The organism is Mesorhizobium sp. M1428 (genome assembly GCF_040317515.1).
GTDB lineage: Bacteria > Pseudomonadota > Alphaproteobacteria > Rhizobiales > Rhizobiaceae > Mesorhizobium.
Genome location: NZ_JAMYKT010000008.1, coordinates 134,717 through 153,450, shown reverse-complemented (window position 1 = coordinate 153,450; position 18,734 = coordinate 134,717). Strand labels below are relative to the sequence as shown.

Annotated in this window: 23 protein-coding genes; 11 read left to right on the top strand and 12 right to left on the bottom strand. The window is 62.6% G+C overall.

Features of this window, described 5'->3' with window-relative positions; all coding sequences use genetic code 11:
• The first annotated feature begins 7 nt into the window (after positions 1-7).
• A complete protein-coding gene (locus tag NKG60_RS14050; protein ID WP_352975003.1) occupies positions 8-1,069 on the top strand; it encodes a polysaccharide deacetylase family protein in 1,062 nt (353 codons plus the stop codon).
• Here the strand turns inward: NKG60_RS14050 and NKG60_RS14045 are convergent.
• Positions 1,066-1,293 (bottom strand): DUF2842 domain-containing protein, encoded by a 228-nt coding sequence (locus tag NKG60_RS14045; protein ID WP_352865657.1) that lies wholly within the window; start codon positions 1,291-1,293, stop codon positions 1,066-1,068. The two genes, NKG60_RS14050 and NKG60_RS14045, sit on opposite strands and share 4 nt — an antisense overlap.
• A 151-nt stretch (positions 1,294-1,444) precedes the next feature.
• Between NKG60_RS14045 and NKG60_RS14040 the strand changes: the two genes are divergently transcribed.
• Positions 1,445-2,539 carry a COX15/CtaA family protein gene (locus tag NKG60_RS14040; protein ID WP_352975002.1) on the top strand — a complete coding sequence of 365 codons (1,095 nt, stop codon included), beginning with the start codon at positions 1,445-1,447 and terminating at the stop codon, positions 2,537-2,539.
• Here NKG60_RS14040 and NKG60_RS14035 read toward each other — a convergent pair.
• The 3 genes from NKG60_RS14035 to speB are packed head-to-tail and all read right to left on the bottom strand — an operon-like array spanning position 2,529 to position 5,332.
• Entirely contained in the window at positions 2,529-3,368 is an 840-nt protein-coding gene (locus NKG60_RS14035) for an aminoglycoside phosphotransferase family protein (RefSeq protein WP_352865663.1), read from the bottom strand. The genes NKG60_RS14040 and NKG60_RS14035 overlap by 11 nt on opposite strands.
• Entirely contained in the window at positions 3,369-4,295 is a 927-nt protein-coding gene (argC, locus tag NKG60_RS14030; RefSeq protein WP_352865666.1) for an N-acetyl-gamma-glutamyl-phosphate reductase, read from the bottom strand. It lies immediately after the preceding gene.
• Between the two features lie 29 nt (positions 4,296-4,324).
• Positions 4,325-5,332: an agmatinase gene (speB, locus tag NKG60_RS14025; protein WP_352865668.1), complete on the bottom strand. Its 1,008-nt coding sequence runs from the start codon at positions 5,330-5,332 to the stop codon at positions 4,325-4,327.
• Positions 5,333-5,615: 283 nt separating this feature from the next.
• Between speB and NKG60_RS14020 the strand changes: the two genes are divergently transcribed.
• Positions 5,616-6,674, top strand: a complete 1,059-nt coding sequence (locus tag NKG60_RS14020) for a glycerophosphodiester phosphodiesterase family protein (protein WP_352865670.1) — start codon at positions 5,616-5,618, stop codon at positions 6,672-6,674.
• 30 nt (positions 6,675-6,704) lie between these two features.
• Here NKG60_RS14020 and NKG60_RS14015 read toward each other — a convergent pair whose 3' ends face one another.
• On the bottom strand, positions 6,705-7,589 hold the full coding sequence (locus NKG60_RS14015) for an aldo/keto reductase family oxidoreductase (RefSeq protein ID WP_352865673.1): 885 nt from the start codon (positions 7,587-7,589) through the stop codon (positions 6,705-6,707).
• Between the two features lie 95 nt (positions 7,590-7,684).
• On the opposite strand from NKG60_RS14015, the gene NKG60_RS14010 reads away from it, so the two are divergent.
• Entirely contained in the window at positions 7,685-8,593 is a 909-nt protein-coding gene (locus tag NKG60_RS14010) for a LysR family transcriptional regulator (protein ID WP_352865675.1), read from the top strand.
• A gap of 87 nt (positions 8,594-8,680) precedes the next feature.
• Here NKG60_RS14010 and NKG60_RS14005 read toward each other — a convergent pair whose 3' ends face one another.
• From NKG60_RS14005 to NKG60_RS13980, 6 genes are all read right to left on the bottom strand, one after another.
• Positions 8,681-9,211, bottom strand: a complete 531-nt coding sequence (locus tag NKG60_RS14005; protein ID WP_352865677.1) for a hypothetical protein — start codon at positions 9,209-9,211, stop codon at positions 8,681-8,683.
• A gap of 220 nt (positions 9,212-9,431) precedes the next feature.
• Positions 9,432-9,914: a 30S ribosomal protein S9 gene (rpsI, locus tag NKG60_RS14000; protein WP_023717316.1), complete on the bottom strand. Its 483-nt coding sequence runs from the start codon at positions 9,912-9,914 to the stop codon at positions 9,432-9,434.
• Between the two features lies 1 nt (position 9,915).
• Positions 9,916-10,380, bottom strand: a complete 465-nt coding sequence (gene rplM / locus NKG60_RS13995; protein ID WP_023674645.1) for a 50S ribosomal protein L13 — start codon at positions 10,378-10,380, stop codon at positions 9,916-9,918.
• A gap of 255 nt (positions 10,381-10,635) precedes the next feature.
• The gene (locus tag NKG60_RS13990; protein ID WP_292654201.1) at positions 10,636-11,034 is read right to left on the bottom strand and encodes a type II toxin-antitoxin system HicB family antitoxin; all 399 of its coding nucleotides are present in this window, start codon (positions 11,032-11,034) and stop codon (positions 10,636-10,638) included.
• A 27-nt stretch (positions 11,035-11,061) separates the two neighbouring features.
• Positions 11,062-11,247, bottom strand: coding sequence for a type II toxin-antitoxin system HicA family toxin (locus NKG60_RS13985; protein ID WP_352865680.1), 186 nt, complete (start codon positions 11,245-11,247; stop codon positions 11,062-11,064).
• Between the two features lie 54 nt (positions 11,248-11,301).
• Positions 11,302-11,757 carry a PaaI family thioesterase gene (locus NKG60_RS13980; RefSeq protein ID WP_352865682.1) on the bottom strand — a complete coding sequence of 152 codons (456 nt, stop codon included), beginning with the start codon at positions 11,755-11,757 and terminating at the stop codon, positions 11,302-11,304.
• Between the two features lie 150 nt (positions 11,758-11,907).
• On the opposite strand from NKG60_RS13980, the gene NKG60_RS13975 reads away from it, so the two are divergent.
• The 6 genes from NKG60_RS13975 (at position 11,908) to NKG60_RS13950 (ending at position 16,249) form a co-directional block, all read left to right on the top strand.
• Positions 11,908-12,729, top strand: coding sequence for an enoyl-CoA hydratase (locus tag NKG60_RS13975; protein ID WP_352662695.1), 822 nt, complete (start codon positions 11,908-11,910; stop codon positions 12,727-12,729).
• A 9-nt stretch (positions 12,730-12,738) separates the two neighbouring features.
• Entirely contained in the window at positions 12,739-13,161 is a 423-nt protein-coding gene (locus NKG60_RS13970) for a VOC family protein (protein ID WP_352865684.1), read from the top strand.
• Positions 13,162-13,173: 12 nt separating this feature from the next.
• Positions 13,174-13,950 (top strand): AAA family ATPase, encoded by a 777-nt coding sequence (locus NKG60_RS13965; protein ID WP_352663353.1) that lies wholly within the window; start codon positions 13,174-13,176, stop codon positions 13,948-13,950.
• Positions 13,947-14,468: a CoA-binding protein gene (locus tag NKG60_RS13960; protein WP_352865686.1), complete on the top strand. Its 522-nt coding sequence runs from the start codon at positions 13,947-13,949 to the stop codon at positions 14,466-14,468. The genes NKG60_RS13965 and NKG60_RS13960 overlap by 4 nt, the downstream gene beginning before the upstream one ends.
• Positions 14,469-14,612: 144 nt before the next feature.
• Complete coding sequence (locus NKG60_RS13955) at positions 14,613-15,893, top strand: O-acetylhomoserine aminocarboxypropyltransferase (RefSeq protein ID WP_352662687.1); 1,281 nt, start codon at positions 14,613-14,615, stop codon at positions 15,891-15,893.
• A gap of 5 nt (positions 15,894-15,898) precedes the next feature.
• Positions 15,899-16,249 carry a cupin domain-containing protein gene (locus NKG60_RS13950; protein WP_352865689.1) on the top strand — a complete coding sequence of 117 codons (351 nt, stop codon included), beginning with the start codon at positions 15,899-15,901 and terminating at the stop codon, positions 16,247-16,249.
• Positions 16,250-16,283: 34 nt separating this feature from the next.
• On the opposite strand, the gene NKG60_RS13945 is transcribed toward NKG60_RS13950, so the two are convergent.
• The gene (locus NKG60_RS13945; protein ID WP_352865692.1) at positions 16,284-17,531 is read right to left on the bottom strand and encodes a cytochrome P450; all 1,248 of its coding nucleotides are present in this window, start codon (positions 17,529-17,531) and stop codon (positions 16,284-16,286) included.
• 97 nt (positions 17,532-17,628) lie between these two features.
• On the opposite strand from NKG60_RS13945, the gene NKG60_RS13940 reads away from it, so the two are divergent.
• A complete protein-coding gene (locus NKG60_RS13940) occupies positions 17,629-18,732 on the top strand; it encodes an NAD(P)/FAD-dependent oxidoreductase (RefSeq protein ID WP_352865694.1) in 1,104 nt (367 codons plus the stop codon).
• Positions 18,733-18,734: the final 2 nt, after the last annotated feature.

Here is an 18,734-nt window from a genome sequence, read left to right as displayed (position 1 = left end):
TGAATGAATGATCGACGCGGGCGAGGCAATCCGCAAACTGGCGCTCAATCTCGCCCGTTATTCCGGTCTCGCGCCGCTGGCCAAGCCGTTTATCGGCGGCCTCGGCGCCATCCTGATGCTGCATCGGGTCACCGCAACACCGGAAAAGCCGAACGGCGTCAACCGCCACTTGAATATCGCGCCTGGGTTTCTCGACACCGTGATCGCCGACATGAAGGCGAACGGCTACAGTTTCGTCACGCTTGACGAGGCGATCGAGCGCATCAAGGCTGGCGACAAGGACGGCGGCCAGTTTGCGACGATCACCGCCGACGACGCCTATCGAGACAACATGACCGAGGCGCTGCCGGTGCTGGAGAAACACGGCGCGCCGATCACCATCTACGTCGCGCCTGGACTGATCGACGGCGCTGCCGATTTGTGGTGGGACGTGGTCGAGGACATCGTCAATGCGCGCGATCGCCTGACGCTGACGACGCCGGATGGCCCGGTGACGATCGACTGCTCGAGTCCGGGAAAAAAGGTCCAGGCCAATGCGCGCCTGCACGCTCATCTGACGCTGAAGGTGCGCGAGCAGGACCAGCGTGCGGTGTTGCGGGATCTGGCGCGCTCGAACGGCATCGAGTTGGGCGGTCCGCGCCCGAGCACGCTGATGAACTGGGACGAGATCCGCACCATGGCCGCGCACCCGCTGGTGACGATCGGCGCACATAGCGTCAATCACTGCAATCTGAAGCGGCTTTCCGAGAGCGATGCGCGACATGAGATCGGCGACGTCAAGCGCATATTGCAGGCCAAACTCGGCGAGGAGCCGCGCCATTTCGCCTATCCCTATGGTTATGCCAGCGCCGTCGGCCGCCGCGAAGTGGGCCTAGTTCGCGATGCCGGCTATGCCTCGGCGGTGACGACCCGCCACGGCATACTCCGCGCCGAGCATGCCGAGTTCCTGCATGCCCTGCCGCGCATTTCGGTCAACGGCCGCTATCAGAGCGTCGCCCACATCCGAACCATGCTGTCGGGCGTGACGACGCCGCTGGCCAATGCCGGCAAGACGGTGGTGACGATCTAACTGTTGCCTCGGCTCTTCGGCCGCGGCTCCAGGATCAGCCATTTGATGATGCCCATCGCCGGCAGCACCCACAAAAGCCCACTGAGCAGGAAGAAGATGAAGTGCGCCAGCGGCCCGGACTGCGACAATTGGGCGACCGCCACGATCGAGGCGACCAGTGCATAGACTATGACCAGCACTACCAGCAGGAAGCTTCCGATCAGCTTTTTCAGGCGAATGGGCATGGCGCGATCTCGTTGATCGTTATCGCTTAGGCCGAACAGCCAATACGCGCAACCCGCCGGAAACGGCGCGACGGCGTGCCGCGCTGTCCGGTCTTGCAAGCCGGGTTGCGATGGTTCACCAATCCGCGAGTTCAACTGCCGGGACAAATCCATGGCTGCTGCCATATCCGATGCCGCGCCTTTCGCCGCCCGCGATCGCGACCTTCGCAACCGCGCGCTGGTACGCGGTTGGCTCTATGTCGTGCTTCTGGTGGTGTTTGCGCTGGTACTGGTCGGCGGCGCTACAAGGCTCACCAATTCCGGCCTGTCGATCACCGAATGGCAGCCGATACACGGGGTCATCCCGCCGCTCAATGATGCCGAGTGGCAGGAGGAGTTCGTGCGCTACCAGCAGATCCCACAATATGCCGAACTCAACAAGGGCATGAGCATCGAGGCGTTCAAATCGATCTTCTGGTGGGAATGGGTGCACCGCATCCTGGCGCGCAGTGTCGGCGTGGTCTTCGCCCTGCCGCTGCTGTTCTTCTGGGCGACGCGCCGCATCGAGCCGGGCCTCGGCACGAAATTGTCGGGCATCCTCCTGCTCGGCGGACTGCAGGGCGCGATAGGCTGGTGGATGGTGGCGTCCGGGTTGGTTGACCGGGTTTCGGTCAGCCAATACCGGCTGGCGACGCATCTGACGTTGGCGGCGCTTATCTTTACGGCGACCATGGTGGTCGCGCGTGGGCTGGCGCCGCACTCGGAACCTGCCGCCGACCGCACGACGCAACGTCTGGCCGGCTTCCTGGTGCTGCTGGCGCTGGTCCAGATCTATCTCGGCGGGCTGGTCGCAGGGCTAGATGCCGGCTTGAGCTACAACACCTGGCCGCTGATGGACGGCAAGCTGGTCCCCGGCGACCTGCTGCTGCTCGAGCCGGCATGGCGCAATTTCTTCGAAAATCCGAAGACGGTGCAGTTCGTCCACCGGGTCGGCGCCTACACGATCTTCGCGGTCGCGCTCTGGCACATGATTGCGACACGCGGGCGTCTGCCGGGCACGACGCATGCTCGACGCGCGACGCTGCTGTTCCTGATTGTTGTGGTGCAGGCATCGATCGGCATCGGCACGCTATTGATGCAGGTGCCGCTGCACATGGCCCTGACGCATCAGGCATTCGCGCTGGTTCTGCTGGGCTTCGCCGCCGCGCATTGGCGCGGTACCAAGGGCGCATACCCGCTGCCCCACGAGATTGCTCTCAGAGGCTGAGCCGCACCCGCCGGATTGCCGCGGCAATCGCCAGCTCGCGGTTTTCGTCGACCGCATTGCGATCTTCATGGTGCCATGCAGCCGACAGGCAGCCATAAGCAATGGCGTGGTCCAGTATGGCGGGCGCCGTCTGGCCGAGCGTTGCTGCAAAGACTTGCGCCATATGGGCGATCCGCCGCGGATCGAGGCAAAGATCGTCTCGGTCGAGCGGGTTGTAGAACATGTTGGCGGCATCGAAGCCAGGGTCGCCGAGAACGCCCTTCGGATCGATCGCCAGCCAGCCACGTGGACCGTGCATGATGTTGTCGTGATGCAGGTCGCCATGCAGCGGCCGCGCGTCATGCGGATTGGACAACAGCCGTTCCGCGATTTCGGCAGCTTCGACATACAGGCTCCTTTCGCCGGCGGCGCGATCGGCCTTCGCCTTTCTGAACAGGCTGAAAAACCGTGTCCGCAGCGGCTGAAGGTCCGGCGGGGCAGGATGCGTCGACGGCGAGAGCAGTCTGGCCATCACCTCCGCCGCGATGGCGGTGGCGCCATTGTCGTCCTGATCCGCAATGATCTGTGACAGCGAGATTTCGCCGGCGTATTCGAGCAGCATGCGGTGGCCGTCGCCGCCGAGCAGCCGCACCGCGCCTTCGCCGCGTCGCCAGGCGAGGAAATGCTCGCCACGCAACTCGTCCTCGACATCGTCGAAAGGCTTTAGATCCTTGACGATTGCCGGCGAGCCGTCCTCGCGCGCGACCTTCCAGATGCGGCTGCTGAACGTTTCGACGATCAGTTCGGGCGCGCCGACCTTCCAGCGCTTCGGAAATGCCGGCGCATCCATTCAGAGGCCGAGCATCAGATCCATGTTCTGCACGGCGGCGCCCGAGGCGCCCTTGCCGAGATTGTCGTAGACCGCAAGCAGCAGCGCCTGCGCTCGATCGTCATTGGCGAAGACGTAGAGCTTCATCCGGTTGGTGCCGTTATAGATCTCCGGATCGATCTCAGGCACGCGTTCCTGATGCAGATACGGCGCCACCTCGACCACGCCGCCAACGATGGAAGCGAAATGATCGGCGATCGCAGCGTGAAGCTCGGCGCCGGTCGGCACATGGTCGAGGCCGCCGAGTTGCAGCGGCACCACGGTGATCATGCCTTGCGCGAAATTGCCGACCGCCGGCTGCATGATCGGATCGTACGAAAGCCTGGCATAGGTCCTGAGCTCAGGCACGTGCTTGTGCTGCAGCGTCAGCCCGTAGGGCAGGAATTCCGGCGCATCCTCGCCCTTGGCGACATAATCCTCGATCATCGGCCGGCCGCCGCCGGAATAGCCGGAAATGCCGTTGACGGTGACCGGAAAATCGGCCGGCAGCAGGCCCGCCGCAATCAGCGGCCGCAGCGTCGCGATCGGTCCTTGGGGCCAGCAGCCCGGATTGGCGACGCGCTTCGCCGAAGCGATCTTCTTCGCCTGGTCCTTGTCCATTTCGGCGAAACCATATTCCCACCCATCGGCGACACGATGCGCCGTCGAGGCGTCGATCACCTTGGTGGTGTCATTGGCGATCAGCGAAACGCTTTCCTTGGCGGCCGCGTCCGGCAGACAGAGGATCGCGACATCGGCAGCATTGAGGAACTCGGCGCGCGCTGCCGTTTCCTTGCGGCGCTCGGTCGGGATGGAGATGATTTCCAGGTCGCCGCGCTCGGCAAGCAGCGCCCTTATCTGCAGACCGGTGGTGCCGTGCTCGCCGTCGATGAAGATTTTCGGTTTCATTGCTTGCCAAAATTCCTGTTATCTCAAAGCTATATGCCGCTTGCCTGATTCAATCCGGCAACGCTGTGATTGCCCTGGTTCATTTCCTCGAGCCGCGCCTTTCGTTCCGCCAGCAGCCCGAGATAGTGCATGGCCACCATTGACCCGGCAATTGCCGTTATATCGGCGTGATCATAGGCTGGCGCAACCTCGACGACGTCGGCGCCGACGATATCGATCTGGTTGATCTGGCGCAGCACCGACAGGATCTTTGCCGAAGACGGGCCTCCCGCGACCGGCGTTCCGGTGCCGGGCGCAAAAGCCGGATCCAGGCAATCGATGTCGAAAGTGACGTAGGCCTTCTTGCCGCCGGTGCGGTCGACGATGGCATAGGCGATGTCGGACGCACGCATTTCCTCCACTTCATGACCATACAGGATCTTGATGCCGAACGTGTCGGGCGCATGGGTGCGGATGCCGATCTGGATCGACCGGTCGGGGTCGATGATGCCCTCCTTGACCGCACGGCCGACGAAGGAGCCGTGATCGATGCGCTTGCCGTCGTCGGGCCAGGTGTCCTGGTGTGCGTCGAACTGCACCAGAGCCAGCGGGCCGTGGATGGCGGCATGCGCCTTGAGCAGCGGCCAGGTGACGAAGTGATCGCCGCCGAGTGACAGCAGAAAGGCGCCGGATTTCAGGATCTTCGCCGCTTCGCGTTCGATCGTGGCAGGCGTCTTCTGGTGATTGCCGCTGTCGAGCAGGCAGTCGCCATAATCGACAACGGCAAGCTGTTCGAACAGGTCGCGCGAAAACGGATATTGCGGATCGTTGTCGAGGATGGCCGAGGCGCGGCGAATCGCCTGCGGTCCGAAACGGGCGCCCGGCCGATTGGTGACCGCAGCGTCGAAGGGAATGCCCCATACCACTGCATCGGCGTCCTTCACGTCCTTCGAATATTTGCGCCGCATGAACGACAGCGCGCCGGCATAGGTCGGCTCGAACGACGCACCCGTCCTGGAGCGGGTGGTGAAGGCGTGATCGATGGTCCTTGGCGGCATGAAGATATCTCCTGTGCGTCGACGCGCAACCTTATTGGACATAATTCTCAGAATTGCGACCCCTGGGGAGGATCATGGCCATTCGATCCGGTCACAAATCCTTGCTCGCCAGGCGAACCCCGCATGGCTCGCCAGGAGATTGCCTGGCAAGCAAAAGTAGCCGCCGCCGACTGCTTCGGCCGTCGCTGAACTGATTTTCCGGCATTTTGCAAGCCGGCTTCGTTCACCTGCCTGTCACGGGCATCGCTTAACCGGGGTGCGATCCCGGTACGGAGCGATTCTCATGCGAACGATTTGGCTGAGCCTTGTGCTTTCCGCGGCGCTGGTGGTCTCCCTTGGTCATGCATCGGCAGGCGAAACGCGCGCCAGGCAGATTCTCGACCGGTTCGAGCACGCCAACCAATGGCGCGACCATGTGATGGTGGCCGCGCACCGCGCCGGTGGCATGCAGGCCGGCAAGACGCTCTATCCCGAAAATTCGATCGCCGCCGTCGAGGCGTCGATCGCAATGGGCGCCGAAATCGTCGAGGTCGACATCAGGCGCTCGAAGGACGGCGAATTCGTCGTCATGCATGACAGCTGGCTTGACCGCACCACGACCTGCAAGGGCGAGGTGGTCAACCGAATGCTGGCCGAACTCAAGACGTGCCGTTTAGTGATCGAAGGCACCGGCGCCGTTACCGGCGAGACGGTCTCGACCTTGGGCGAAATGTTGATGGCGACCAGGGACAGGATCCTCATCAATCTCGACAACAAGCTCGATGTCGATAGCCTGGCGGGCATGATTGCGGTTGCGCGCGATCTCGGCATGGCCGAACAGGTCATCGTCAAGGAGAACCTGTGGAGTGCGGAGAGGATCACCACGGTCAAGGCTGCCATGGACGCGATCGGCAGCGGCTTCCAGTTCATGCCGATCATCGCCGATGACGCGGTTCGCGACGCCATGTTTGCCGAGAAAGTCAGCCAGGCCTTCCCGGTGCGCGCAGTCGAGATGATCAACTGGCGCATGGGATCGGAGACACTGACGGAGACCGGCGGTCCGCTGTTCAGCCCGCGCATGCGCGCGCTGGCGGTGAGGGGCGACTGGCACATCTGGGCCGACACCTACGCCATCGTCAACAAGCCGGGTGGCTTCCTCGCCGGCGGCCGCGGCGACGAGCTGGCGGTGGCGGCCAGCCTGCCGCGCGAGACCTACGGCTTCTGGGTCGAGCGCGGAGCGACCATCATCCAGACCGACGAACCGAGGGCCGCCATCGGTTGGCTGGCGGCGAACGGTTTTCGCGTACCCTACGCCGGTGAGAAGCGCCCGTCCGAGCCGGCCAACACGGCCAGCATTAACTAACGCCTGGCACGAACCAGAGTGATTGCCACGCTACGCGTGAGCGGGGACATTGCCGCCGATACCGTCCAATTCCTCGAGCGCATCTTCCGGCAGCGCGAGATCGCCCGCGGCGAGGTTCTCCCTGAGATGCGCGACGGAAGACGTGCCCGGGATCAGCAGGATGTTGGGCGCACGCTGCAGCAGCCAGGCGAGTGCGACCTGCATTGGCGTGGCGCCGAGGCGCGCCGCGACATTCGACAAGGTCGACGACTGCAACGGGTTGAAACCGCCAAGCGGGAAGAACGGCACATAGGCGATGCCGTCACGGCCAAGTTTGTCGATCAGGGCATCGTCGCCCCGGTGCGCCAGATTGTACTGGTTCTGCACGCAGACGATTTCGACCATCCGCCGCGCTTCCGCGATCTGCGCAGCGGTGACGTTGCTCAGCCCGATGTGACGCACCAGGCCCTGCCGCTGAAGCTCGGCCAGAACGGCGAGCTGCGCCTCGATCGATCCTTCGGCGGGGCCATGCACGTCGAATGTGATTCTGAGGTTGACCACATCCAGCACGTCGAGCCCGAGATTGCGCAAATTGTCGTGCACCGCCTGGGTCAATTCTTCGGGCGAGAAGGCCGGGATCCACGAGCCGTCCGCGCCGCGCCGGGCACCAATCTTGGTGACGATTGTGAGGTCGTCGGAATAGGGCGCGAGCGCCTCTCGGATCAGCCGGTTGGTGACATGCGGACCATAGAAATCGCTGGTATCGATGTGATCGACACCTTGCGCGACGGCTTCGCGCAGCACGGCCAATGCCACGTGACGGTCCTTGGGCGGACCGAAAACGCCCGGCCCTGCGAGTTGCATGGCGCCGTAGCCGAGCCGCTTCACGGTGCGGTCGCCGAGAGTGAATGTGCCTGACTTGTCGATGCTGGACATGATCTTTGCTCCTTCTGGGATGATGCACAGATACACGCTGTCCGATCTCATGATAATTGGGTACAATCTGCACGGGCTGTACGGAATAGCGAACAATGAAAATCGACCTTGGAGATCTGAACGCCTTCGTGACCGTAGCGCGCGCCAGCGGTTTTCGCGATGCGGCGCGCATGAGCGGCGGCAGTGCGTCCGGCTTGAGCGAGGCGGTGCGGCGCCTGGAGACGCAGCTCGGTGTCAGGCTGCTCAACCGGACGACCCGCAGCGTTGTCCTGACGGAAGCCGGCGAAGGCCTGTTGGCGCGGCTCGGTCCTGCCTTGACCGAGGTGGAGTCGGCCCTCGACGTGGTGAACGGCTTTCGCGACAGGCCGGCAGGTACGTTGCGCCTCAATGTGCCGGTCAGCGCGGCGCGGCTGGTGCTGCCCGGCATCGTTCCGCCTTTTCTCGCCGCCTATCCAGGCATCCGGTTGGAGGTGATCTCAGAGGAGAGCTTCGTCGATGTGCTGGCGGCGGGGTGTGACGCCGGCATTCGCTATGAGGAGCGGCTGGAGCAGGACATGATCGCCGTGCCGATCGGACCGCGCGTGCAGCGCTTCGCCACCGCCGCCAGCCCGGCCTACCTGGATCGTCATGGCCGGCCGCAACACCCGAGCGACCTGCTCGGCCACGCCTGCCTGCGTGGCCGCTTTGCCAACCGTGCAATGCCGCCGTGGGAATTCGAGCGCGACGGCGAGGTGGTGCGGGTCGACCCAAGTGGGCCGCTTCTCGTGACCCTGGGCGGGGCGACCGACCTCAAGGTCGATGCAGCCATCGCCGGCACAGGCATCGTCAGCCTGTTTGAGGATTGGCTGCGCCCTCACTTCGAGAGCGGGGCGCTCGAACCGGTGCTTGAGCCGTGGTGGCAGAGCTTCTCCGGGCCGTTCCTTTATTATCCTGGCCGGCGCCTCGTACCGGCGCCGCTGCGGGCGTTTATCGATTTCATCAAGGTATCGGCCGGCCAGCCCTGATATCTGGGAGAGCCGCGCCCGAAAATAAGCGCGGCTCCCTTCCCTCAGGTGACCTCCCGCTATGCTTCGCGGCAGGTCTTGCTTGGACTATTTGACCGGGATCATCAGGTGCGCGTACGGCGTACCGGGGAACATGACATATGGCTGCGTCGGATTCGGCTCGTGGGGATACAACGCCATCAAGTCCGGTGCATTCATGACCATCACGTGCGGACCGTCATGCAGCCATTCGGCCCCTTCCGGCGGCTTGGTTGCAAAGGGATCGGTATTGCTGGCCGCATCGCCTCCCTTCAGCATATAGGCGAAGGCAACCTTTCCTGCTGGCGGCTCCTTCTTGGACATGATCGCGTGCATCCACGCCATTCCATTCTCATCCGTGCACATTGGGTCGTCTGCGGGAGTGCCAGGGTCGTCCGGGATGCAAGTGAAGCCGTTGGTGCCCTTCCTCAACGTCTTCATCTCCCAATTCACGACGGCGGCGTTTTTGCCGACAGCCTCCGGTGCCGCTGTAGTCGCATTCTCGATCAGCTGCTCGTCGCTTTTATCGGCCGCAGGCGCGGCGAATGCCCAAGTCACGGCGACAGCTGCTAGAAATACACTGCTGGAATGGATGCGCATTGCCTCCTCCTTCGCGAGCGTCAGGTTGCCGGCGCGTCGCAACGTGCACAGCTCCCGCTCTTTGAAGTTGGCTGCTGCCCTGGGGTCTGGAACGCGCCTGTAATTAAGATACTACTAATATTACGTTGGGTCACCTGAAGATGCGGGATTGCTATGTCGACAAACAAAAGGGGCTGCGAGTACGCAGCCCCTTTGAAAAAATCGATAGAAAATAGGGTATTTAGCGCTTCGAGAACTGGAAGCTCCGGCGGGCCTTCGCCTTGCCGTACTTCTTGCGCTCGACGACGCGGCTGTCGCGGGTCAGGAAGCCGCCCTTCTTGAGTACGGCGCGCAGCGCCGGCTCGTAATAGGTCAGCGCCTTGGAGATGCCGTGGCGCACGGCACCGGCCTGGCCGGAAAGGCCGCCGCCGATGACGGTGGCGACGATATCGTACTGGCCGGCGCGATTGGCGGCGATGATCGGCTGGTTGAGGATCATCTGCAGGACCGGGCGCGCGAAATATTCGGCGAACACCTTGTCGTTGACGACGATCTTGCCGGAGCCGGGCTTCACCCAGACACGAGCGATGGCGTTCTTGCGCTTGCCGGTGGCATAGGCGCGGCCCGATTTGTCGAGCTTCTGGACATGGACGGGTGCTGCCGGCTGGGTGTTGGTATTGCCGGTGGCAGTTCCGAGTTCTGCGAGCGAGGAAAGCTCAGCCATCTTACGAAACCTTCTTGTTCTTGGCGTTCAGCTTGGCCACGTCGAGGACGACGGGCTGCTGGGCGACATGCGGATGTTCCGTGCCTGCATAGACGCGGAGATTCTTCATCTGGCGACGGCCGAGTGGGCCACGCGGGATCATGCGTTCGACGGCCTTCTCGACGACACGCTCGGGGAAACGACCCTCGAGCAGCTGGCGCGCGGTGCGCTCCTTGACGCCGCCGGGGTGGCCGGTGTGCCAGTAATAGACCTTGTCGGTGAACTTCTTGCCGGTGAACACCACCTTGTCGGCATTGATGACGATGACGTTGTCGCCGTCGTCGACATGCGGGGTGAAGGTGGGCTTGTGCTTGCCGCGAAGATGATTGGCGATGACAGTGGCGAGACGGCCGACGACGAGACCCTCGGCGTCGATCAGCACCCACTTCTTCACCACATCCGCAGGCTTCTGCGAAAAGGTTGCCATGGATTGTTGCTTTCGGTTCGGACCTTCAAAAGAAGGCGTTTCTTGTTGCTTGGATTGGCGAAAGGCACTTGCCGTCGCCAATAACAAAACGGCGGCCTTTGCGGGCCGCTGTTCCGTGAGGGCTTATAGGGGAGGGTGGTTATCGCGTCAAGGCGCGTGAAATGCTTGCCAGAAGATAAAGCTAAATAAAAACAAGTACTTGAGTTGAAGGTATCATTTTACCACATCACGACTTGGCTCTGTGTCAGACAAATCTCAGTGCTTTGCCTCGATTTCCTTGCGAGCTGCGCTGGAGAGGAATGCGGATCGCGTTATACCTCGGTCGCGCGCCGCAGCGTCGATCGCCCGCAAGACGCCGCGCTCGAAAGTTACATTCGCCCTCACGACGGCGCTGTCGTTGTCGATGAGTGGTACCGACACCAGATAGCCTCCTTCAGCAAGTGCTTTGCGTATATCCGCAAGCGCGACGATCGCCTCATGGCTGGACGGTTCGGGAACAGGCATGTCCTCCGCCCACAACTGCAACGCTTCGACTGCATTCGGTACGATGTCTTCCGCCTCGTCCGCGGCTGAAAAGCAGCCGGGAATGTCTGGAAAGCGAATGCCGAACGCGCTGTCGGGATCTTTATCGACCAACGCGAAATAGTTCTTCATCTCAGCCTCCAAGACGCTTCAGGTCACCTATATCCAGCCCGCTTGTTTGGCGATGGCGCGAGCTGTACCGGTTGGTAGATCCTTCTCCGGATGCGGAACGATCACCACGATCTCGCCCTTTCGGAACTTGTGATGCGAGTCGCGTACGGAAACCAGCTCGAAACCATCATCCTTGAGACGCTTCACGACTTTGCGGCTGTCACGCTCAAGCAAACATCACCTATGCGCACATATATACACATCAACAAAAAAATTCAATAGAAAGCATTAGGCCGGAATCCGCCTTGGCGGGATCGAATAGGTGCCCGTTGCGTGCGCTACCGTGTGTCCTTCCGGGCCGGCGACGATGTCGATATCGAACACCATCAGGCTCTTGCCCAGCTTCAGGATGCGGCAATGGCCGTCGATCGGCCCGGTCTCGGCCTTGCGGACGAAATTGATGTTGAGACTGGTGGTGACCGAAAGCGCATCCGGTCCGGCATGCGAAAGCACGCAGACATAGCCGCCTATGTCGGCCAGCGTGAACAGCGCCGAACCCGAGACGGTGCCGCCGGGACGCAAATGGCGCTCGTCGGCATTCAGCCGCACGACACAGCCGCCTGGAAACACCTCCAACGCCTCATAGAAGTTGAACTGGTCGTTGAGTTGCGGGAAAACGGTCGCCATCAGCGCGTTGACATCAGCAGCCGTCAGCACCGGCTTGAGATTGCTTTGGGCAGGCATGGCGGTCTCTCGTTTGCGCCTGCCTGTTTGAGCGCAGCGTGCGGTTTCTGGCAACAGCCATTCATTATGGCAGAAGCGGAGTGTTGGACGAAGCGAGACCCGCATACTAGATTAGTCGATCACCGATCCGGAATCGCGGAGGAATGACCCATGGCCGAAATCGTCGCCATCAAGCCTGCCGTTGCCGAAGGGCCGGTCGCCGCCCGGCTGGATAAGGGCGTCCTGCGCCTGACGCTCGCCAATCCGCCGGCCAATGCTCTTTCGCTCGCAGTGATGGCGGCACTGACGACGGAACTCGACCGCGCCAAGGCCGACAAGTCCGTCCGCGTCATCATCCTTGGGGCGGCCGGCAAAGTGTTCTGCGCCGGGCATGACCTCAAGGAGTTGAGCACGCATCGCGCCGATGCCGATCGCGGCAGGGCCTTCTTCGAAAAGACGTTTTCCGCCTGCGCTTCACTGATGCAGGCGATCGTTCGCCATCCCAAGCCGGTGATCGCCGAAGTCGACGGCCTGGCGACGGCGGCCGGATTGCAGCTGGTCGCCAGCTGCGACCTCGCCATCGCCTCGCACGAGGCGACCTTCTGCACGCCTGGCGTCAATATCGGACTGTTCTGCTCAACGCCGATGGTGGCGCTGTCGCGCAACGTCTCGCGCAAGCACGCCATGGAGATGCTTTTGACCGGCGAGACCATCGATGCGGCAACCGCCAAGGAATTCGGCTTGGTCAACCGCGTCGTGCCGCGCGAATATCTGAATCAGATTGTCACCAAATACGCGCAAACCGTTGCGTCCAAATCGTCCCTGGTCGTCAAGATCGGCAAGGAAGCCTTCTATGAGCAGGCGGAAATGGGGCTGGCCGAGGCCTATGATTACACCGGGCGCGTCATGGTCGAGAACATGCTGGCGCGCGATGCGGAAGAGGGCATTGGCGCCTTCATCGGCAAGCGCAAGCCGGAATGGCCGGAGGAATAGGAGGCGGATATGGAACCGCGCATCTCCATCATCACCATCGCCACCGACGATCTCGAGCGCGCGACGCGCTTCTATGAGGCGATGGGCCTGACCCGCCATGCCGGGATCACCGACGGCGTTGCCTTCTTCCAGATGGGGGGTGCCATTCTTGGCTTGTTTCCACGCCCAAGCGCCGAAGAGGATTCGGGCGTTACCTTCTCCAGGGCGCCGTCGGCGGTCTACCTTGCCTACAACACCCGCTCCGACGCCGAAGTCGACGAAGTGCTGGCGATGGCAGAGAAGGCCGGCGGCAAGATCGTCAAGCCGGCCGGGCGCGCCTTCTGGGGTGGCTGGTACGGCTATTTCGCCGATGCGGACGGGCATGTCTGGGAAGTGGCGCACAATCCGGCTTTTCCGATCGCGGAAGACGGATCGATTTCGCTGCCGGCCTGACGAGGTTCCCCTCTGGCTCATCGCAAGCAACTGACGCGGCTGAAGGCGCCCTATCTCAAACGCATCCTGATCGAGCCCAGCCGGGTCGTCGATTGGGAAAAATATCCCTGGAACCTGCCGATCTTTCACGGTCATGAATTCGAGCTCGAATTCACCACGCCGATCACCATCATCGTCGGCGAGAACGGCACCGGCAAATCGACATTGCTCGAAGCGATCGGCGCGCTGGCCGGCTACGATGAAGCCGGCGGCGGCAAGGGCTACATGCCGGTCGACCACTCCCGCGCCATCGACAAGAGCGGCGCGGCGCTGGCGGCAACGTTGCGCGGCCACTGGCTGCCGAAGGTCACTGCTGGCTGGTTCTTTCGCGCCGAATCCTTCTATTCGGTCGCCCGCTATCTCGATCAGGCTGCCATCGACGCACATGAGGCGCCGCCCGACTTCCTGTCCTGGTCGCATGGCGAGGGCTTCATCAGATTCTTCGAGGAGCGCTGCCGCCGGCAAGGCATTTACATTCTGGACGAGCCCGAAAGCGCCTTGTCGCCGACGCGGCAGATCGAACTTCTCAAGATGCTGCGGCGGATGGACCAGTCCGGCACGGCACAGGTGATCATGGCGACGCATTCGCCGCTGCTGATGGCCTGTCCCGGCGCGCGGCTGTTCCGCATCAGCCGGTCCGGGCTCGACCCCGCCGATTTTAGCGATACCGACCATTTCCGCATGATGCGCAATTTTTGCAATGATCCAGATGGTTTTCTCGCCGAAGCGCTGTATGAGGACGAGGCATGAATCACGACGCCTACGACAACGCCTATATCGCCGGCATCCTCAATTCGGTGAAGACCATCGCCATGGTCGGCGCGTCGGCCAATGACGTGCGGCCGAGCTATTTCGTGCTGAAATATCTGCTCGGCAAGGGGTTTTCGGTGTTCCCGATCAATCCCGGCCAGGCCGGCAAGGAGATCCTCGGCCAGATGACCTACGCCAGGCTCGCCGACGTTCCGGTGCCCGTAGACATGATCGACGTCTTTCGCGCTTCCTCTGCCGTGCCGGGCATTGTCGACGAGGTGTTGCGGCTCGATCCGCTGCCGAAGGTCATCTGGATGCAGCTTGGCATACGCCATGACGAGGCGGCCGCGCGCGCCGAAGCCGCCGGTATCAAGGTGGTGATGAACCGTTGCCCCAAGATCGAATATGGCAAGCTGTCGGGCGAGATCGGCTGGACCGGCGTCAATTCAGGCGTGCTGTCGTCGAAGAAGCCGCTGATGCGCCCGGGGTTCCAGAGTTTCGGCGTTCGCCAGAAGTAGGTAGCGAATAGTGAATGGTGAATAGAAGGATTTTTCTGGAAGGCCGGCAAGGCGGCATATGAGCCGCTTGCAATCAGGGTGAGGCTGGCCGACTTTGCCATTCACCATTCACCATTCACCATTCACCATTCAGGGAGGTTTTCGATGGCCCGCACGCCCGGTTTCAACACGCTCGCCGTCCATGCTGGCGCCAAACCGGATCCGGCGACCGGCGCGCGAGCGACGCCGATCTACCAGACGACCTCCTTCGTCTTCGACGATGCCGACCATGCCGCCTCGCTGTTCGGGCTAAAAGCGTTCGGCAACATCTACACCCGCATCATGAACCCGACCCAGGCGGTGCTGGAAGAGCGCATCGCGGCACTCGAAGGCGGCACGGCAGGCCTTGCGGTCGCCTCCGGCCATGCCGCGCAGGTGCTGGTCTTCCACAATCTGATGCAGCCCGGCGACAATTTCGTTTCAGCGACAAAGCTTTACGGCGGCTCGATCAACCAATTCGGCCACGCCTTCAAGAATTTCGGTTGGCAGGTGCGCTGGGCCGACACCAACGACATCTCGACCTTCGAGAGCCAGATCGACGACAGGACCAAGGCGATCTTTATCGAAAGCCTGGCCAATCCGGGCGGCGTCTTCGTCGACATCGAGAAGATCGGCGACATTGCCCGCAAGCACGGCCTGCCGCTGATCGTCGACAACACACTGGCCTCGCCCTATCTGCTGCGGCCGATCGAACATGGCGCCGACATCGTCGTGCATTCGCTGACCAAGTTCATCGGCGGTCACGGCAATTCCATCGGCGGCGCCATCGTCGACGGCGGCACCTTCGATTGGTCGAAGTCGGGCAAATATCCGATGCTGTCGGAGCCGCGCCCCGAATATGGCGGCCTCGTGCTGCACGAAACCTTCGGCAATTTCGCTTTCGCCATCGCTGCCCGCGTGCTCGGCCTGCGCGATATCGGCGCGGCGATTTCGCCGTTCAACGCTTTCCTGATCCTGACCGGCCTGGAAACCTTGCCCCTCAGGATGCAGCGCCACTGCGACAATGCGGCGGCGGTCGCCGGATGGCTCTCCAACCACCCCAAGGTTGCCTGGGTGTCCTATCCCGGCCTGCCCGACGACAAGAACAATGCGTTGCAGAAGAAGTACTCGCCGCTCGGCGCCGGCGCGGTGTTCACCTTCGGGTTGAAGGGCGGCTACGCGGCGGGCATCAAGTTCGTCGAGGCGCTCGAACTGTTCTCGCACCTGGCCAATGTCGGCGACACTAAGTCGCTGGTCATCCACCCGGCATCGACCACGCATCGCCAGCTTTCCGACGAGCAGAAGATCAACGCGGGGGCAGGGCCGGACACGGTCAGGCTTTCGGTCGGTATCGAGGACGTCAATGACATCGTCGCCGATCTGGAACAGGCTCTCGCCAAGGTTTGATCGCCATGACCACGCCGAGATTTCTTTCCGTCGGCGTCGACACCGTCGAACCGGAACTTGGCGCACCGGCGCCGGATCGCCTGATTTCGGGCGATCCGAAATTCCGCACCTGGAATGTCGAGGAACAGGACGGCGGCCTCTATGCCGGCATTTGGGAAGCGACGCCAGGCAAATGGCGCATCGAATATGATGAATGGGAGTTCTGCCACATCCTGTCAGGGGTTTCGGTGATCGCCGAAGACGGCGGCGATGCGCGCACTGTCAGGGCCGGCGACAGTTTCGTGCTGAGGCCGGGCTTTAAGGGCAGCTGGGAAGTGCTTGAAACGACTCGCAAGGAGTATGTGATCAAGCTTTGATCACCCCTGCGGCTGAGCCTGCCGGACCGAATGCTCAAAAGCGCACGGCGAGCGTCTCCAGCCCATGGAAATGATAGGTGTCGCGCAAGCGCGGCTGTTCGGCAAGATGCAGCCGCGGTAAGCGCTCGAACAAGGTTTTTAGCGACACCTGCAGTTCGAGCCGGGCGAGCGGCGCGCCGATGCAGAAATGGATGCCGGCGCCGAACGATATGTTCTTCTGGTCGGCACGGTCCGGCCTGAAGGCGAAGGGCTCGGCAAAGGCCACCGGGTCGTGATTGGCCATGCCGAGCAGAAGACCGATTGTCTCGCCCGGCTGAACGATGATCCCAGGCCCGGCCTCGACCTCCTGATAGGCGTGGCGCGTGAACATGTGCAGTGGCGCGTCGTACCGCAGGCACTCTTCGACTGTAGCGGCTGTTGCTTCCGGCGAGGCGAAGAAGCGGCGTGGGTCGCCGCCTTGCGCAAGGATCGAGCGCACCGCATTGCCGGTTTGGTGGACAGTTGCCTCATGGCCGGCATTGAGCAAAAGGATTGCTGAGGACACCAGTTCGTCCTCCGACAGTTTCTGGCCGTCCTCCTGTTCCGCAATCAGCAGCGACAGAAGATCCTCGCCCGGCCTCTTTCGCCGCTCGGCGACGTAGCCGCGCAGAAAATCGGAAAAGTCGCGCGCGGCGCGATTGGCCGTGTCCTCCGTCTCGCGGGTGCGGCCATGCATGTACATGGCGACCATCCGATGCGACCAGTCGAGCAGCTGCGGCCCCATGTCGACCGGCACGCCGAGCATTTCCGCAATGATGGTGATCGGCAAGGGAGCGGCGAACGCCGGCAGCAGGTCGACTCCTCCTGGTTCGAAACGGTCGATCAGTTCATTGGCCAGCGCCTCGACGCGCGGCCTGAGCCGCTCGACCTGGCGCGAGACGAAGGCGCGGTTGACCAGCGTTCTGAGCCGTGTGTGGACCGGTGCCTCCAGCTCCAGCATCGAATTGGCCTCGACACCGTCGAAGGCGCTGAGATGCGTGCGGTCCTGGCCGATGCCCCGGCTGTCTGGAATGCCGGCCGGGTTCTGGCGGCCGAAGCGGCGATCGCGCAACAGACGGTTGACGTCGTCGAAGCCGCCAAAGCACCAGAAACCAAATTCTTCCCAGACAAAGGCGTTCGATGCGCCGTGCAGGAAGGCATACGCCTCGTATGGATTCTGGAAAAAAGCCGGCTCGTGCGGATCGAGCCGCAGGCGACGCGTAGCTGGATCAAAGGCAAGGTAGGGCGGCTTCAATTCGGTCATGCCAGATCATTGGCGCGGCTTGCCAGTCTGGTGCCAGACCGTATGTTGCCCTCCCGTGAGGTGAGCCGCCCGAAGTGGTTGCGGAAGGACAGTTTTCATGAATGTGATCGTGGTCGGTGCAGGCATTGCCGGGCTTTCGACGGCGTGGTCGCTGGTCAAGGCCGGTCACCTCGTCTCGATCGTCGAGCAGGGACCGATTTCCAATCCGCTTGCCGCGTCGGGCGACCATCATCGCATTATCCGCCGCGCCTACCGGGCCGGAACGGGCTACGGCCGGCTGATCACCGAAGCCTACGAAGCATGGGACGAGATGTGGGCCGATCTCGGCGAAAGCCATCTCGATCCGCGCGGCTTCATCTGTATTTCGCGGGAGCCGGGAGATGAGGCGGAGGAATACCGCGAAGGCATGGAAGCCGGAAATTATCCGATCGAATTGTTCGAACCGGACGCCGCGGTCGAACGCTGGCCGTTCCTGCAGCCCGGTTCGTTCCGCTATGCCTATTTTTCACCGGACGGTGGCGCGTTGCACTGCCGCAAGATCGCCTCGGGCCTCGCCCGATGGCTGCGGGCGAATGGCGCTAATGTCTACGAAAACAGCAAGGTGGTCGAGATCGACGCGGCCGCCGGACATGTCGTGCTTGCGAGCGGCGAAACGATGCAGGCCGACCGGATCATCGTCGCTGCCGGCGCCTGGGTGCTAAAGCTGTTCCCGGAGCTGGATGGCCAACTGAAAACCTGGCGCACCGCGCTCGCCTATGTCGAACCGCCTGCGGATCTGAAAGCAGCTTGGCAGGCTGCACCCGTTGTCCTCGACATCGGCGGCAGCGTCGACGGCTATGCAATCCCGCCGACAGGTGGAGCCGGCATGAAATTCGGCTCGGGCCTGCACAGGGTGCCGACCAGCGATGCCGACTGGAACCGCCAGCCGGTGCCGGGCGAGGGTGAGGCGATCCGCAACCTGTTTTCGCCGCCGATTGCCCGCATCGAGGAATACAAGGTCACCGAAGTGGTCACCTGCGCCTACACCTTCACCGCCGACGAGAAGTTCCTGGCCCACCGGAAAGGCAGATGCCTGGTCGTCTCGGCCTGCTCCGGCCACGGCTACAAGTTCGGCGCGGCAGTTGGCAGAAGGGTTGCGGCCTGCGTCGGCAATGGCGATGTCGACGGCCTGAAGAAATGGCTCAGGGCCGAGGCGGCCTGAGC

Coding starts and splice junctions, on each gene's coding strand:
- speB (WP_352865668.1), bottom strand. CDS start 5,332: ATGCCGCCAAGGACCATCGATCACGCCTTCACCACCCGCTCCAGGACG.
- NKG60_RS14020 (WP_352865670.1), top strand. CDS start 5,616: ATGCGAACGATTTGGCTGAGCCTTGTGCTTTCCGCGGCGCTGGTGGTC.
- NKG60_RS13945 (WP_352865692.1), bottom strand. CDS start 17,531: ATGACCGAATTGAAGCCGCCCTACCTTGCCTTTGATCCAGCTACGCGT.
- NKG60_RS14040 (WP_352975002.1), top strand. CDS start 1,445: ATGGCTGCTGCCATATCCGATGCCGCGCCTTTCGCCGCCCGCGATCGC.
- NKG60_RS13950 (WP_352865689.1), top strand. CDS start 15,899: ATGACCACGCCGAGATTTCTTTCCGTCGGCGTCGACACCGTCGAACCG.
- NKG60_RS13955 (WP_352662687.1), top strand. CDS start 14,613: ATGGCCCGCACGCCCGGTTTCAACACGCTCGCCGTCCATGCTGGCGCC.
- NKG60_RS13980 (WP_352865682.1), bottom strand. CDS start 11,757: ATGCCTGCCCAAAGCAATCTCAAGCCGGTGCTGACGGCTGCTGATGTC.
- NKG60_RS13940 (WP_352865694.1), top strand. CDS start 17,629: ATGAATGTGATCGTGGTCGGTGCAGGCATTGCCGGGCTTTCGACGGCG.
- NKG60_RS14045 (WP_352865657.1), bottom strand. CDS start 1,293: ATGCCCATTCGCCTGAAAAAGCTGATCGGAAGCTTCCTGCTGGTAGTG.
- NKG60_RS14035 (WP_352865663.1), bottom strand. CDS start 3,368: ATGGATGCGCCGGCATTTCCGAAGCGCTGGAAGGTCGGCGCGCCCGAA.
- NKG60_RS14005 (WP_352865677.1), bottom strand. CDS start 9,211: ATGCGCATCCATTCCAGCAGTGTATTTCTAGCAGCTGTCGCCGTGACT.
- NKG60_RS13990 (WP_292654201.1), bottom strand. CDS start 11,034: ATGAAGAACTATTTCGCGTTGGTCGATAAAGATCCCGACAGCGCGTTC.
- argC (WP_352865666.1), bottom strand. CDS start 4,295: ATGAAACCGAAAATCTTCATCGACGGCGAGCACGGCACCACCGGTCTG.
- rpsI (WP_023717316.1), bottom strand. CDS start 9,914: ATGGCTGAGCTTTCCTCGCTCGCAGAACTCGGAACTGCCACCGGCAAT.
- NKG60_RS14015 (WP_352865673.1), bottom strand. CDS start 7,589: ATGTCCAGCATCGACAAGTCAGGCACATTCACTCTCGGCGACCGCACC.
- NKG60_RS13960 (WP_352865686.1), top strand. CDS start 13,947: ATGAATCACGACGCCTACGACAACGCCTATATCGCCGGCATCCTCAAT.
- NKG60_RS14050 (WP_352975003.1), top strand. CDS start 8: ATGATCGACGCGGGCGAGGCAATCCGCAAACTGGCGCTCAATCTCGCC.
- rplM (WP_023674645.1), bottom strand. CDS start 10,380: ATGGCAACCTTTTCGCAGAAGCCTGCGGATGTGGTGAAGAAGTGGGTG.
- NKG60_RS13970 (WP_352865684.1), top strand. CDS start 12,739: ATGGAACCGCGCATCTCCATCATCACCATCGCCACCGACGATCTCGAG.
- NKG60_RS14010 (WP_352865675.1), top strand. CDS start 7,685: ATGAAAATCGACCTTGGAGATCTGAACGCCTTCGTGACCGTAGCGCGC.
- NKG60_RS13975 (WP_352662695.1), top strand. CDS start 11,908: ATGGCCGAAATCGTCGCCATCAAGCCTGCCGTTGCCGAAGGGCCGGTC.